This window comes from Nitrospiria bacterium (assembly GCA_035517655.1).
Lineage (GTDB): Bacteria > Nitrospirota > Nitrospiria > JACQBZ01 > JACQBZ01 > JACQBZ01.
The window spans coordinates 38,011-52,847 of sequence record DATIYJ010000018.1 but is presented as its reverse complement, the minus strand read 5'-3'; the positions used below and the strand labels follow the sequence as shown (position 1 = coordinate 52,847).

The following is a 14,837-nucleotide window of genomic DNA, read 5'->3' as shown; positions in this document are numbered from 1 at the left end:
ACGGCGGCCCGGGCCCGGCTCGCTTGCGTATGAAACGAAAAAATCAATAAAAAGGAAGCAGCTTCATTGGAAAAATCAAGCAGTGCGCGCATCCGATTGCCTGCCGGAATTGAAACCCAGACCCTGTTCGGGCATTACGATGACCATCTGAAGCGGATTGAAGAAACACTGCATGTCCGTTTGACGGCCCGCGGAGACGAGATCACCATCCACGGATCATCCGATGCTGTGAAGAGCGCAGAACAATTATTTCTCGGCCTGATCGGCATCCTGAATGAAGGATACGCGCTCCGACCCCAGGACGTCCAGTATGCGATTCAAGCCTTTCAAAATAACCCCGCGGTGTCCATCAAGGGGCTTTTTCTGGATGCGATTCCGATCACCACGAAGAAACGGATGGTGGTCCCACGGTCCGGAACACAGCGCGGTTACGTTGAGGCCGTTGGAAAATATGATCTCGTGATTGCGATCGGTCCGGCGGGTACGGGCAAGACCTATCTCGCCATGGCCATGGCTGTTTCGGCCTTGACCAAACGCCAGGTAAGCCGGATCATCCTGGCTCGGCCTGCGGTTGAAGCGGGAGAAAAATTGGGATTTCTGCCGGGGGACATGTATGCCAAGATCAATCCGTATCTTCGCCCTTTGTATGACGCGCTCTACGATATGATGGAGGTCGAACGGGCCAACCGATATGTGGAACGGGGGGAGATCGAGATCGCGCCGCTGGCCTATATGCGGGGAAGGACCCTGAACGATTCCTTTGTCATTCTGGATGAGGCGCAGAATGCGACGTCCGAGCAGATGAAAATGTTTGTGACACGCTTGGGATTTAATTCAAAAGCCGTGGTAACCGGCGACATTACCCAGGTGGACCTCCCGACCGAACGGACGTCCGGACTGATCGAGATTCAGGAGATCTTGGGAGATGTTCCGGGAATTCAATTTGTCTATTTTAATGAACACGATGTCGTCCGGCATCGTTTGGTCCAGGATATCATCAAGGCCTACGACCGATACGAGGGAAAAATTGGAAAAGGACAGCGAAAATAGGACGATCCCTCGCTACAAAGACCCGGTTTATCAGGGGTACGCGCTGGGAGCCGTCATTGTGCTGGTCGTTGTCTATCTCCTGGCGCCGTATCTTTTGTTTTTCTCGCCCGAACTGACCCTCGGAGAAATCGTTTCCCAAGATATCAAAGCCCCGACCAATCTGGAGTTGTTGAATGTCGATGCCACCCAACTCGCTCAACGTCAAGCGGAAGCGGCCGTTCCCGTCGTCTATGATTCGGATCTCGGAGCCATCGAGGTCCTGGACCAAAAGGCGGCCAAGGCTTTCTCGGCGGCTCGGGATCTGTGGGCCAGGACCGATCCCGCCCGGCTCAAACGGATGGCCACGGAGATGGATCAGGAGTTCCAGCAGAAATTAGGTCTTCGGCTGAGCCCCGAAACCCTCTCCTTTCTGAGAAGCGGCGGATACGCAGCGAATCTGGAGAGTCAGGTGCGCCAATCGGTGCGTTCGGTGATGGATCGTGGAATTATATCCGACCGGACGTTTGCGAACGGCGAGAAAGAGCGGGGAATCGTGATTCGAACGGTCGGTGAGCGCCAGGAACAATTTGTCAAGAATGTCCTGTCGATTCCGGATCTTAAAGAAGCGCAATCCCTCGCGCGGAAAGGGGTGGCGCAAACCTTTCCGGATGATCCACTGAAGGCGAGCGTCATCGGTGAACTGGTCTCCCGATTATTGATCCCCAATGTGACGTTGAACAAGAGCGCGACCGAATTCCGCGCGCAGTCGGCGGGCGCGGCGGTCAAACCGCTCTATTACAAGGTGATGAAAGGAGAGTTGCTTTTTCGGGCCGGCGAACGTGTGGCCTACGAGGATCGCCCCATTTTAGAGGAGCTTTCGAAGTATCAGAAAAAAGGGTTGGTCCTACGCGTCCTGGTCGGACTGCTCATCATGGTCACGGCGGTCCTGTCGATTTTATATCTGGACATCCGCCGTTACCGCGCGCCCATGATTCGCGATCTTTCCAAATTGCTTCTCCTGGGGGTGCTCCTGGCCGGAACAATCGCGGTTTCCAAGTTTTCCTATTTTCTCCTGACGGCTTTCGCCGACAAGTTTCCAACGGTCAATCCCGCCTCGATAGTTTATGCGATTCCGGTGGCGGCCGGAGCCATGCTCACGACCTTGCTGTTCGATACCCACATGGGCCTGATTTTTTCGTTTGTAATGAGTCTGATGATGGGAATCGTGGCGCCGGAGGAACCGTTGTTCGCCCTGTATTCGTTCGTGGGAAGCGTGGTGGCCGTGTTCAGCGTGATCACCTGCCACCGACGGACCCAGCTCCTGAGGGCCGGTCTGGCGGTCAGCGTCGTGAATGTGATCGTCGTGATCGCGATTAATTTTTACGAGGCGGCCGAACTGAATCTCAAGACCGTCTTCGATCTTCTGTTCGGCGCGGGCGGAGGTTTGCTGTCCGGGTTGATCGTGTCCGGCTTCCTCCCCGGCTTGGAATCCCTTTTCACCGTGACCACGGATATCCGGCTTCTGGAGCTCCTGGATCTGAATCATCCCCTGCTCCGGCGGTTGTCGGTCCAGGCTCCCGGGACCTATTATCACAGCATGATGGTGAGCAACCTGGCCGAAGCCGCAACGGAAGCGGTGGGCGAGAATCCCCTGCTGGCCCGGGTCTGCTGCTACTATCACGATATCGGGAAGCTGTTGAAACCGGACTATTATATTGAGAACCAGATGGGTCACGGCAATCGCCACGATAAATTGTCTCCTCAACTCAGCAGCCTGGTCGTGGCTTCGCATGTCAAGGAAGGGCTGGATCTGGCGCGGGAGTACAAACTCCCCCCGGCGATCATCGACATCATTCCGCAACATCACGGAACACGGTTGATGACCTATTTTTATACCCGCGCCCAGAAGAACCGCGCCCCGGACCAACCGCCGATCAACGAGAACGATTTCCGTTACCCGGGGCCGCGGCCGCAGACCAAGATCGCGGCGATCATCATGCTGGCCGACGGGGTGGAGGCGGCCTCGCGGGTGCTGGACAATCCCATCCCGGCGCGGATCACGGCGCTGGTTGAGAAAATGGTCACGACGATCTATCTGGACGGTCAACTCAGCGAGAGCGACCTGACCCTCCGGGACCTTCGGACGATTCAGCAGAGTTTCGTCAAGGTTCTGAGCGGACAGTTCCACCAGCGGATTGAATACCCCGGTATGGGGCTGCCGAATTATGGAGAATCGGAGTATGAGGATCCGGATCGCGAACCGGCAGCGCCGCATTCCCCTGCGGACCGGAACTTACAGAACGTGGGCCGAAAAGGTTCTTCGCAATCTGGGCCGGCCTGAAGCGGAAATCAGCCTGTTGTTCTTGGACGACCGCCGGATCCGATCCCTCAATAAAATCTATCGCGGCAAGGACCGACCGACCGATGTGCTGGCCTTCCCGTTGTCGCTTCCGAAATCCGTGCGATCGAAGGGCGCGGCGCACCGCGGACCGCCTCCGTTTCTGGGCGACGTTGTCATTTCGGTTCCGACCGCCCGTCGCCAGGCCCGCGACGAGGGTCACAGCTTCGGTCGCGAGATGGCCTCACTGATGATTCATGGTATACTGCATCTGCTGGGTTATGACCATGAAAGGCCGGAAGAGGCCCGCCGGATGACGCGCAAGGAGCGCGCGTTGATCCGGCATCTGTTCTAATCCGCTTCGAAAAAGGGAACGGCATGTTGCGGCGTTTAGAAGGCGCCCTGTCCAAGACCCGCAAACGGTTGCGACAAGGCTTCGAAAGTCTGCTGCACGGTAAGAAAACGATCGATTCCGAGCTGCTTGAGCAGATGGAAGGAATTTTATTGTCGGCCGATCTGGGAGTCCACACGTCTCAGCGGCTGCTGGCCGGGCTTCGGGAGCAACGGGGTCGCCATGAGCTCGCCGATCCGTCCCGGATCCATGCGTTGCTGAAGACCGAGTTGTCGGCGCTCTTGAAAAACAGACAGGGCCGGCTGGATCCGAGCGGTCCCGTTCCGTTCGTGGTGATGATGGTCGGGGTGAACGGCGTCGGGAAGACGACAACGATTGGAAAGCTGGCCCTGCGGTTCGGCAAAGAGGGGCGGTCCGTCCTCTTGGTCGCGGGCGACACGTTTCGCGCGGCGGCCATCGAGCAGCTCGAAATCTGGGGCCGGCGGGCGGGCTGTCCCGTGATTAAACATCAGAGCGGATCGGATCCGTCCGCCGTGATCTTCGACGGGCTTTCGGCGGCCAAGGCGCGGGGGACGGACGTGGTGATGGTGGACACCGCCGGCCGGATGCATACGAAATTCAATCTCATGGAGGAGCTCAAAAAGATGAAGCGGGTCATGAACAAGGCCCTGCCGGGAAGTCCCCACGAGACGCTCCTGGTTTTGGACGCGACGACGGGACAGAACGCCCTGTCCCAGGCCAAGCAGTTTCATGAAGCCGTCGGGGTGACGGGCGTGGTACTCACGAAACTGGACGGGACGGCCAAAGGCGGGGTGATTGTCGCCATCACCGAAGAGCTCGGAATCCCGGTGAAGCTGGTGGGGGTCGGCGAGGGGATCGAGGATTTGGAAGCTTTTTCGGTGGACGATTTTGTGGACGGGTTCTTCGGGAATTGAACCTATTTTCCGTACACGATGACCCGGTTCTTCCCCTGGGACTTTGCGGCGTAGAGGGCGATGTCGGCGTTGCGGATCAGATCTTCCAGCGTCTCGGCGTCTTCCGGATACGTGGCCAATCCGAGGCTGACGCTCAGAACCACTTTTTGATCGGATTTGATGAACGGAAGTTCCAACCGGTAAACCTCGGCGCAGATCCGCTCGGCGATCGTCTGGGCGTCGGCTTTGGTGGTTTGGGGCAGGATGACGGTAAACTCCTCGCCGCCGTACCGGGCGGCCACATCAATCGTCCGGATGCTGTTTCGAAGGCATCGGGCCGTTACTTTTAAGACCTCATCCCCCACCAGGTGTCCCAGGCTGTCGTTCACCCGTTTGAAGTCGTCCACGTCGATCATGATCAACGACAAGGGCAAATGATGCCGGCGGGATCGTTCGATTTCCTCGGACATGCGTTCCTGGAAATAACGGCGGTTCAAAAGCCCCGTCAAAGAATCGGTGATCGAAATTTTTTTCAATTCCTCGGTTTTCTGGTAGAACCGGGACCGTTCGATCGCCACCGAGGCGTAGGCCCCGATCGAAACCAAGAGTTGAAGGTCTTCCTCCGAAAAGATCTCCCCGCTGACTTTGTCGGCGACGTTGAGAACCCCGATCGTCCGGCCGTTCAGTTTCAGGGGGATGCTGATGAACGACCTGGTTTTATAACGAGGGCGTCTTTCCTGCGTGACGCGATCGTCCGAATCGATATCCGCCACCACCAGCGGGTGGCCGCTCGAGAGCACCTGGCCCGAAATGCCCTCGCCCGGACGGATCTTCAGCAGCTCCACGATCTTCTTGTTCAACCCCTTCATCGCCTTGATCGACAGTTCCCGGCGGTCTTCGTCTAAAAGCATGATCGATCCCTGCTCCGCGTGCACGAACTGCGTGGACTTGTCCAGGATGACCGAGAAGATTTCTTCGGAGTCCATGGCGGAACTGACGGTTTTGGCGATCTCCAGAAAAACGGAGACGTCTTTGGCCAGATCCTGCCTCTCCCGTTGCAGTCGAACATTTTCCTGAACCAGGGAAACGTGCTGACAGAAGGCCGAGATGATCCGGACGTCTTCCTCGTCGATCGGCGTGTCGAACACGCAGAACAGGCTCATGACGCGCCGGTTCGATGTGAACAGGGGAAAGAGATGGACCGAGGTGATCCCGGCCGGGAAACCGGCTCTCAGAATTTCGAGCGTTTCATGAATCAAGACCGGACGTTGTTGTTGGATCAATATCCGAAGCGGGCCGAACGCCGCATCGGTTTGATAATTCCGGAGCGGCTCCGTTCCTTGGCCGAACATCGCCTCGGTTTTGAAAACCTGCAGGTTCCGGTCCCAGAGGAGAATGGAGGCGGTGTTCAGGTTGAAAAGGATTCCCAGCGTGTTCAGCAGGGTGGAAGGCAGTTCCGGGAGATTATTATGAAGATCGGCCGCCAGCGTGAACAGCGTCATCAACCGCGAGAATTTGGTGCTCAAGGTGTTTTTATCATGGATCGTTGAAAGTAGGTACGGGAAGGCGGCTTGGAGAAACCGCGCGGCGTTGACCAGATGGGGATTGTCCTGCAGGCGAATCCGGTCGCGCAGCCGCGTCAGATCGTCCATCGGAACATCCAGGGTTGCGGCTTTGGGATGACTGTCGGTGAATTCCTGCGGGCTGAAAAAACTTTTTCCCCCCTGCAGGACCAGCTTGGTTTTGTCGTTCAAGACGATCGGGACGGAGAAGACATGAAGGTTCATTTCGCACTTTAAAAAGACGCTTTCGTTCCCTTGAAGCGCGACCCCGATGCTTTTTCCGCAGTACGACTTGCAATGACGCTGACCCGGGGTGGTTTTCTGCACGACCTCACAAATCGGATTCTCCTGGGCGGGGTCGAACAGCAGCCGGCCCTGGGCGTCATAGGTCGCCAGCGAAAGGTTCGTCAGCTCGGAGAAGTGGTCCTGGATCTGTTTGAGTTTCGCGCGATCGGATGTTTCCATCGGGACGGAAGGCCCTCGCTCTTTTGCGGGTTTCGAGTCGGTTATATCCTGCGAGGCGTTCAATGTCAACGGATTTTCGGGCTCCTTTTTCGACATCGGCGCCCCGGCCGCAACGCCGGCCGGAATGGCGATCGTTTGCGCCGGCTTCGCGGGGATCGGAATGCCGTAGCCCGGACTGAGAAGGATCGGTTTTAATGGTCTCGGCCGAAGCGCCGCGCGGGTCAGACCGTAACAGAGCAGGAGGGCGGCGGGCAGGTAACCGACAAAGAAAACGAAGGCGATCCAGACCGGGTCGATGATGACCAAGGGAATCCCGAATTCGACGACTTGCCGGTGGAACTCCAAGCTGAACGCGGCCGTAATGGACAGCAGGATCAGGGCCAGCAGGTAGACCGGCAGCACCTCGCCCGTCCGAGGGTTCGGATGGAGGCGCTTGAACGGGATCAGGAAGAGGAAGGGCCCCAAGGCCAGATAAATCCCCAAGACCTCGAAAAGGGGAAGGAGGTCGTCTGGAAAAACGGCCTTGACCCATCCGACCAGGATGAGACACGCAGCCAAATTCCCGCCGGCCAGCATCAAATGGACGAGCATCACGAAACACCTCAAAGCTTTCTAAATCCTACAAAACATCGTCGCAGAAAGCAACTACTCGAAAGTGGGTTTAAGAGTTCAAAATCTGTCGCAGTCCGAAAAAAGGTATGGTATGATGATCGCGGTGGCCACGATGGAACGATTCAGACTCCGAGCGGACTTTACTCCTCAAGGGGATCAGGGGAGGGCGATTGCGGCCTTGACCGAGGGGATCCTGCGGGAAGAAAAACATCAGGTGCTCCTGGGCGTGACGGGGTCGGGCAAGACCTTCACGATGGCCAATGTGATCGAGCGGGTCCAAAGGCCGACCCTGGTGATCGTCCACAACAAGACCTTGGCCGCGCAACTCTACCACGAATTCCGGATGTTTTTCCCCGACAACGCCGTCGCCTACTTCGTCAGCTACTACGACTATTACCAGCCGGAGGCCTATCTTCCCCAGACGGACACCTACATCGAAAAGGACTCTTCGATCAACGACGCCATCGACCGGATGCGGCACGCCGCGACCAGCGCGTTGTTCGACCGGAACGACGTGATCATCGTGGCCTCGGTGTCGTGCATCTACGGTCTCGGGTCGCCGGAAGCCTACCACGGGATGTTGCTGTATCTGGAAACGGGGATGTCGATCGAACGGGACGCCATCCTCCGGAAATTGGTCGAGATCCAGTACGAACGGAACGACTATGATCTGCGACGGGGGACCTTCCGGGTGCGCGGCGATGTTCTTGAAGTGTTCCCGGCCTCGTCCGAGAGCCGCGCCGTCCGTATCGAACAGTTCGGCGACACCGTGGAGGCGCTCTCCGAAATCGACCCGCTGCGCGGGGAGGTCTTGCGCCGTCTCCCGAAGATCGCGATCCACCCCAACAGCCATTACGTGATTCCTCCCGACCGCTTCCAGCAGGCCCTGGAGGGGATCGCGTCGGAACTGGAGGAGCGGATTCGGTTTTTCCGGAACGAGGGGCGGCTCTTGGAGGCCCAACGCATCGATCAGCGGACGCGCTTCGATCTGGAGATGATCCGGGAAGTGGGATACTGTCACGGGATCGAGAACTATTCCCGGCATCTCTCCGGCCGCCGTCCGGGCGAACCGCCGCCGACCCTTCTCGACTATTTCCCCTCGAACTACCTCCTGATCATCGACGAGAGCCACGCGACCGTTCCGCAGATCGGAGGGATGCACGAGGGCGACCGGTCTCGGAAGAAAAACCTGGTGGAATACGGGTTCCGTCTGCCGTCCGCCTTCGACAACCGTCCGCTCACGTTCCAGGAGTTTGAGGGACACATGAATCAGGTCGTCTACGTCTCGGCCACGCCCGGCCCGTACGAACTCGATCGGAGCCGGGACCGCCAGGGCCGGGTCCGGGTCGTGGAACAGATCATCCGTCCGACCGGCTTGATGGATCCGTCCATCACAGTCCGGCCGGCCAAGGGACAGGTGGATCATCTTCTGGGCGAGATTAAAACCCGGGTGGCCCGGCGGGAGCGGGTCCTGGTGACGACCCTGACCAAGCGGATGGCGGAGGATCTCACCGAGTATTATCATGACCTGGGTCTCAAAGTTCGCTATCTCCATTCCGAGGTCGAGACGATGGAGCGGACCGAGATCATCCGGGATCTCCGCTTGGGCCAATTCGACGTCCTGGTCGGGATCAACCTTCTCCGGGAGGGTCTGGATCTGCCCGAGGTGTCGCTGGTGGCCATCCTGGACGCCGACAAGGAAGGCTACCTGCGTTCGTACCGGTCCCTCATCCAGACCGCCGGACGGGCGGCCCGCAACGTGGCGGGCGAAGTGATCCTGTACGGGGATACCGTGACCGAGTCGATGCGGCAGGCCATCCAGGAGACCGACCGCCGTCGGAAAATTCAGTTCGAGTACAACCGGGCTCACGGCATCACGCCGGAGACGGTCAAGAAGGGCATTCCCATGACCTTGTACGAGATCTCCGAGGCCGACTACGTCACCGTCCCGCTGGCGGCGGAGGAGACGGAGGAAACCGTTCCGTTGAACGAGATTCCCGGCATCATCCGAAGCCTGGAGAAGGAAATGCGGGCGGCCGCCAAAGACTTGAAATTCGAAAAAGCGGCCGAGCTCCGCGACCGGATTCGAAAACTGAAGGAGACGGAGCTGGGGGTGAAATGAATTACGCCTGTTTGTAGATATAGATCCCGAGCAGGATTCCCAGGATGCTGAACAGGTTGATCCGGAGCATGAAGCCGAACGTGATCGTGAACAGCTTCAGGTCGATCGTAAACGGCGGATTGAGACCGATGTTCTGGATCTTGGCGAAGATGTCCTGAAGCGGTCCCTGGGGCGCGATGGCCCTTAAAATTTCACCCAGCAGCCCGCCCAGCAACCCGCCGAGCAGGATAAAAAAGATCAACAACCAGGGTGTTTTGGTCAAGACGGCCATTGTTCTCACCTCGCAGGAAGAGGATGGGATGATCGAACACACACGGCGCCGGCCCCAACCGGCCGGGGAGACTTATCCGTCCAAACGACGGTGGAGAGCTTAACGAGTTTGGCGTTTGAAGTCAAGGAAAAATCGGTTTGGATGCCCCGGCCCGCGACAGGTTCAGAAAGGATCCTTGTCGAGCGCTCACAACTCGATCCGGTTCACGGACTCGACGATGCGCGTCGGGCGGTAGGGGAAGCGGCCGACGTCCTCGCGGCGGGTCACGCCGGTGAGGACGAGAATCGTTTCCAGCCCGCTCTCGATGCCGGAGACGATGTCGGTGTCCATCCGGTCCCCGACCATCACCGTGGTTTCCGAATGCTCCGAGAGCCGGCGGAGCGCCGTGCGGATCATGAGGGGGTTCGGTTTTCCGACGAAGAAGGCCCGCCGGTCGGTCGCCTTTTCGATCAAGGCGACCAGCGCGCCGGTGGCCGGAACGATCCCCGTCTCGGCGGGACCGGTCACGTCCGGATTGGTCGCAAGGAAGCGCGCGCCGCTCTGGATCAATTGAATCGCCTGGGTGATCCGCCGGTGGTCGTAATTCTGCGTGTCGCCCACGACCACGTACATGGGATCCCGTTCCGTGATCACGTAGCCCACGTCGTGCAGCGCCTCGATCAGTCCCGCCTCCCCGATCACGAAGGCCGTGCCCTTTCGATTTTGATCGTCGAGAAAGAGGGCCGTGGCCTGGGCCGAGGTGTAAATATGCTCCGTCGTGACCTTCAGCCCGATTTCGCGAAGCCGGTGCTCCAAATCGCGCGGCGTACGCTCCGAGTTGTTGGTCAGGATCAAAAACTTCCGGCCGGTCGCTTTCAGCCGTTCGATGAAGAGATCCGCTTCCGGAACGAGCCGGCGTCCGCGAACCAGAACACCGTCCATGTCGATCAGAAAACTCTTGGCCTGTTTTTTCTGCGGGCGTTTCATCTGGTCAAAAGGTTGCTGAGGGCATAACGCGCCGCGCCCAGGAGTCCGACCGTCTCGTTTAAAATGATCCGGACGGGGATCGACCGGAGCAGCGACGCATATCGTCCTTTGTCGACGAAGGCCTCCATGAAGGCGCCGTCCGACAGTTTCGGCAGGATGCGGGGCGCGATGCCTCCGCCGAGAAAGATTCCGCCGATCGCGAGGGCCTTCAGCGCCAGGTTTCCGGCCTCGGCCCCGTAGATCGAGACGAACAGCTCGACGGTTTTGACGCAGACCTCCGGCCGGCCGGTCGACGCGGCCTCGGTGATCACGGCGGCCGGGTCCTCGACGGCCATTCTTTTCCGGAGCCGCTCCGGTTCTTCGGCACGGCCCGTGTCTTTCATGAATTGATGGATGTTCAGAAGCCCGGGTCCCGAGACGATCCGTTCGTAGCTCACGTGAGGATGGCGCTTCAATAAATACTCGAGCAACGCGATCTCGGTCGGATTGCGCGGCCCGAAATCGGTATGCCCGCCTTCCGAGGCCGAGGCGCGGTACCCGTCCCCATCCCGGAACAGCACCGCCTCCCCCAGCCCGGTTCCGGCCGAGATCACGGCCCGGTTGCCGCGCGCTTGAGGCCGACCCGGGTTCAGGGTGTGGAAATCCTCATCGGCGAGGAAGAGGCTGCCGTACGCGGTCGCCTCCAGATCGTTGAGCAGATGGACGGTCGGGATCCCGAAGGATTTTGCGATCGACTCGGCCTCGATCGTCCAGGGCAGGTTGGTGGTCTCGCAGCGTCCGTCCAGGACCGGCCCGGCTACGCCGAAGCAGGCGCCGTCGATGGCGGTTTTCTTCTTCGGGAGAAATTTCCGGATCGCCTCTTCCAGGCCGGCATAATCGCGGCTTTGAAAAATTTCTCCACGGACCTGGGCCAGCCCCCGGTTCTTTCTGCGGAAGAGGGCCAGGTGTGTTTTCGTTCCCCCGATGTCTCCCGCCAGGATCATGGCGGAGCACTCTTTTCCGGAGCGAGGAAACGGGCGGCCGACCGGTCCAAGAAGAAAATCAATCGGCCGTGACGGGGTTTGATCCGTTGAACCGGGAGGCGCGTCCCGGCGCGATCCGGGCCGAGCAGATCCCGGAGAATTTCGGCCTTGTCTTCACCGGCCGCGAGAAAGACCACCCGCCGCGCCTCGTTCAAGACCGGCAGCGTCAGGGTCAGTCGGTGCTCCTTGAGCTTTTCGATGTACGGGGCGGCCACCCACCGCCGGGTCTCGTCCAGCGCGGGCGAACCCGGAAAGAGGGACGCCGTGTGCCCGTCCGATCCGATTCCCAAAAGAACCAGATCGAAGGCCGGCCACGCCCCTCCCTTCGGCAGGAAAAACGCCCGCAGCCGCCGCTCGTACTCGTCGGCCGCTTTTTCGGGATCGGCCTGCTCCGCCGGCATGCGGTGGACATTTTCGGACGGGATGGCGATCCGGGAGATCAACGTTTCCAAGACGGCGCGATAGTTGCTCGCCGGATGATCGGGGGGCACGCAGCGCTCGTCGCCCCAGAACAGATGCACACGCGGCCAGGGAATTTCTTTCCGGAAACCTCCCGCCGCGAGCCGTTCGTACAATCCGAGCGGGGTCTTCCCGCCCGAGAGGGCGACCGCGACCCGGCCGCGGACGTCGGCCCGTTCAACGATGTCTTGGGCGACAAACTCGGACGCTCGCCGGTGCAGGTCGGCCGGGTCATGAGCGATCACGATCTCACGCCGGCTCCCGTCCATGGCCTAAAGCGGTCTCCAATAGCGCTTGTCCTGCTCGGTGAGCGACTCCGATTCGCGGGGTCCCATGCTTCCGGCGTCATAGATCGGCACCCGGGGCGTCTTCGACCACGTGTCCAGGATGGGCGTGATGAGGGCCCATGACAGCTCCACCCAGTCCCGCCGGGCGAAGAGCATCTGGTCTCCGACCAGGCAGTCGAGTAAAAGGTGCTCGTACGCGTCGGGGGAAGGGCCTTTGAAACTGCCCCGATAATCGAATTCCATCATGACATTGTCCAGGCAAAGCTTGGACCCCGGATGCTTGGACTGGAACGTCAATTGGATTCCTTCCTCCGGCTGGATGCGGAAGACCAGCGTATTGGGCTGGATGTCTTTCGGGGTGAGCGGTTTGAAAAGCAGATGGGGCACCCATTTGAACTCGATCGCGACCTCGGCCTTGCGCGTGGCGAGCCGCTTGCCGGAGCGGAGATAAAAACGGACGCCCTGCCACCGCCAGTTGTCGATATAAAGCTTGAGGGCCGCAAAAGTCTCGGTGGTCGAATCCGGCGCGACCCCCGTCTCCGCGCGGTAGCCGACGGCCTCCCGGCCGTTCACGAGGCCCGGTCCGTACTGGCCGCGGACGGCGAACCGGTCGATCTGATCCATCGGGATCGGACGAATCGATTTGAGGACTTTGGTCCGCTCGTCGCGGACCGTTTCGGGATCGAAATTCGCGGGGGGTTCCATCGCGATGAGGCAGAGGAGCTGCAGCAGGTGGTTCTGGAACATGTCGCGCAGCGCCCCGGCCCGTTCGTAATATCCGGCCCGGTGCTCGATGCCGATGCTTTCCGCCACCGTGATCTGGATGTGATCGACGTAGCGGCGGTCCCAGATCGGTTCGAAGATCGCGTTGGCGAATCGGAAGAAAAGAATGTTTTGGACCGTCTCTTTTCCCAGATAGTGATCGATCCGGTAGACCTGATCCTCCTTGAAGACCTGCGCCACCTTGCGGTTCAAGGCCTGGGCCGAGGCCAGGTCCGAACCGAAGGGTTTCTCGATCACGATCCGGTTCCACCGGGCCGTCTTGACGGGCCGGTTCAACCCGGCCTCGCCCAGCTCCCGGATGATGCCCGGATAACTGTCCGGCGGCGTGGCCAGATAGAAGAGCCGGTTGCCGCCGGTCTGATGATCCTTGTCCAGTTCGTTCAGCCGCTTCGCGAGGCGGACGTAGTAGGCCGATGCCTGGGAATCGCCGGCCAGATAGTGGAAACGGCCGAGGAAATGGTCCACCTCCGCGGCACGAACCGACTCGATTTCTTCAACAACGCGGATGGATTCACGGACATGTTTTCGGAAGACATCGTCGTCCATTCGGGTCCGGGCCGATCCGATGACGTACCAGTGCTTCGGCAGCAGGTCGGATCGCAGCAGCCGGAACAGCGCCGGGATCAGCTTTCGCCGGGTCAGGTCGCCCGAGGCCCCGAAGATCACCAGGCCGAAGGGGTTCGCTTGGGGCTCCTGGGCGGCGCTTTCCGGCGGTGGAATCCTCAGGACTTTGGCCTGTCTCATGGCGTTACTCCTTCCTGAGGTCGTGCCCGCCGAAGGCTTGGCGCAGGGCCGCGAGCAACTTGTCGGCGAAGGGCGCGTCTTCCCGTGAACGCAGCCGGCGAAGGACGGACTCGGTGATGACGGGGGCCGAAACATCGAGGTCGAGCGCCTCCAGGAGCGTCCAGCGTCCTTCCCCGGAATCCGCGACCCAGGGTTTGATCGTTTCGAGGGTCGGGTCCTTTGAAAGCGCGTCGGCCGTCAGGTCGAGAAGCCAGGAGCGCACGACGCTTCCGTGGCGCCAGGTCTCGGCGACGGCGTGGAGGTCCAGCCCGAAGTCCTTTTTGGCCGCCATGATCGCGAATCCCTCGGCGTAGGCCTGCATCAGTCCGTACTCGATTCCGTTATGCACCATTTTTACAAAATGTCCGGCGCCATGAGGTCCGACATGCCCCCAGCCCTTGTTCGGGGCCGGCGCGAGCGTTTCGAAAACCGGCCGCAGCCGACGGACCGTCGACGGCTCTCCCCCGATCATGAGGCTGTAGCCCTCCGTCAATCCCCAGACGCCGCCGCTGGTGCCGACGTCCACGAACGCCAGTCCTTCTTCTTTGAGCCGGGCGGCCCGCCGCACGGAGTCCCGATAGTAGGAGTTCCCGCCGTCGATCACCACGTCGCCGCGCGAGAGTGCGGGGACGAGGGCCGCGATCGTTTTTTCGGTCGGCTCGCCGGAAGGGACCATGATCCAGACTGCCCGGGGCGGCGAAAGAGAGCCGGCGAGTTCCTCGATCGTGGCGGCCCCGTGCGCGCCCGACGCGGCCAGACGCCGAATCGATTCCGGGTCGATGTCGTTCACCGTCAGTTGATGTCCGCCCTTCAACAGGCGTTGGGTCATGTTGGCGCCCATCTTGCCGAGCCCGATGAATCCCAATTGCATC

General features: G+C 60.1%; 12 protein-coding genes. 5 read left to right on the top strand and 7 right to left on the bottom strand.

All coding sequences use genetic code 11. The features are described from left to right. Positions 1–66 precede the first annotated feature (66 nt). Genes VLY20_03935 through ftsY form a run of 4 tightly spaced genes read left to right on the top strand, consistent with a single transcriptional unit; the run spans position 67 to position 4,654 of the window. Positions 67–1,050 (top strand): PhoH family protein, encoded by a 984-nt coding sequence (locus VLY20_03935; GenBank protein ID HUK55787.1) that lies wholly within the window; start codon positions 67–69, stop codon positions 1,048–1,050. After that, complete coding sequence (locus VLY20_03930; protein HUK55786.1) at positions 1,028–3,370, top strand: HDIG domain-containing protein; 2,343 nt, start codon at positions 1,028–1,030, stop codon at positions 3,368–3,370. The genes VLY20_03935 and VLY20_03930 overlap by 23 nt, the downstream gene beginning before the upstream one ends. Further along, the gene (ybeY, locus tag VLY20_03925; protein HUK55785.1) at positions 3,270–3,722 is read left to right on the top strand and encodes an rRNA maturation RNase YbeY; all 453 of its coding nucleotides are present in this window, start codon (positions 3,270–3,272) and stop codon (positions 3,720–3,722) included. Before VLY20_03930 ends, ybeY begins: the two co-directional genes overlap by 101 nt. 23 nt (positions 3,723–3,745) lie before the next feature. After that, the gene (ftsY, locus tag VLY20_03920; protein ID HUK55784.1) at positions 3,746–4,654 is read left to right on the top strand and encodes a signal recognition particle-docking protein FtsY; all 909 of its coding nucleotides are present in this window, start codon (positions 3,746–3,748) and stop codon (positions 4,652–4,654) included. A 2-nt stretch (positions 4,655–4,656) separates the two neighbouring features. Here ftsY and VLY20_03915 read toward each other — a convergent pair whose 3' ends face one another. Then, positions 4,657–7,251 (bottom strand): diguanylate cyclase, encoded by a 2,595-nt coding sequence (locus tag VLY20_03915; protein ID HUK55783.1) that lies wholly within the window; start codon positions 7,249–7,251, stop codon positions 4,657–4,659. Between the two features lie 133 nt (positions 7,252–7,384). On the opposite strand from VLY20_03915, the gene uvrB reads away from it, so the two are divergent. Beyond that, positions 7,385–9,394 (top strand): excinuclease ABC subunit UvrB, encoded by a 2,010-nt coding sequence (gene uvrB / locus VLY20_03910; protein HUK55782.1) that lies wholly within the window; start codon positions 7,385–7,387, stop codon positions 9,392–9,394. A gap of 1 nt (position 9,395) precedes the next feature. Here the strand turns inward: uvrB and VLY20_03905 are convergent, their stop codons facing one another. From VLY20_03905 to gnd, 6 genes are all read right to left on the bottom strand, one after another. After that, positions 9,396–9,665, bottom strand: coding sequence for a DUF4321 domain-containing protein (locus VLY20_03905; GenBank protein HUK55781.1), 270 nt, complete (start codon positions 9,663–9,665; stop codon positions 9,396–9,398). Between the two features lie 186 nt (positions 9,666–9,851). Then, positions 9,852–10,631: an HAD-IIA family hydrolase gene (locus VLY20_03900; GenBank protein ID HUK55780.1), complete on the bottom strand. Its 780-nt coding sequence runs from the start codon at positions 10,629–10,631 to the stop codon at positions 9,852–9,854. Beyond that, positions 10,628–11,614: a glucokinase gene (locus tag VLY20_03895; GenBank protein ID HUK55779.1), complete on the bottom strand. Its 987-nt coding sequence runs from the start codon at positions 11,612–11,614 to the stop codon at positions 10,628–10,630. The genes VLY20_03900 and VLY20_03895 overlap by 4 nt, the downstream gene beginning before the upstream one ends. Next, positions 11,611–12,381: a 6-phosphogluconolactonase gene (pgl, locus tag VLY20_03890; GenBank protein HUK55778.1), complete on the bottom strand. Its 771-nt coding sequence runs from the start codon at positions 12,379–12,381 to the stop codon at positions 11,611–11,613. The genes VLY20_03895 and pgl overlap by 4 nt, the downstream gene beginning before the upstream one ends. A 3-nt stretch (positions 12,382–12,384) precedes the next feature. Next, complete coding sequence (gene zwf, locus VLY20_03885; GenBank protein HUK55777.1) at positions 12,385–13,926, bottom strand: glucose-6-phosphate dehydrogenase; 1,542 nt, start codon at positions 13,924–13,926, stop codon at positions 12,385–12,387. A 4-nt stretch (positions 13,927–13,930) separates the two neighbouring features. Further along, positions 13,931–14,836 (bottom strand): decarboxylating 6-phosphogluconate dehydrogenase, encoded by a 906-nt coding sequence (gnd, locus tag VLY20_03880; GenBank protein HUK55776.1) that lies wholly within the window; start codon positions 14,834–14,836, stop codon positions 13,931–13,933. Between the last annotated feature and the right edge of the window lies 1 nt (position 14,837).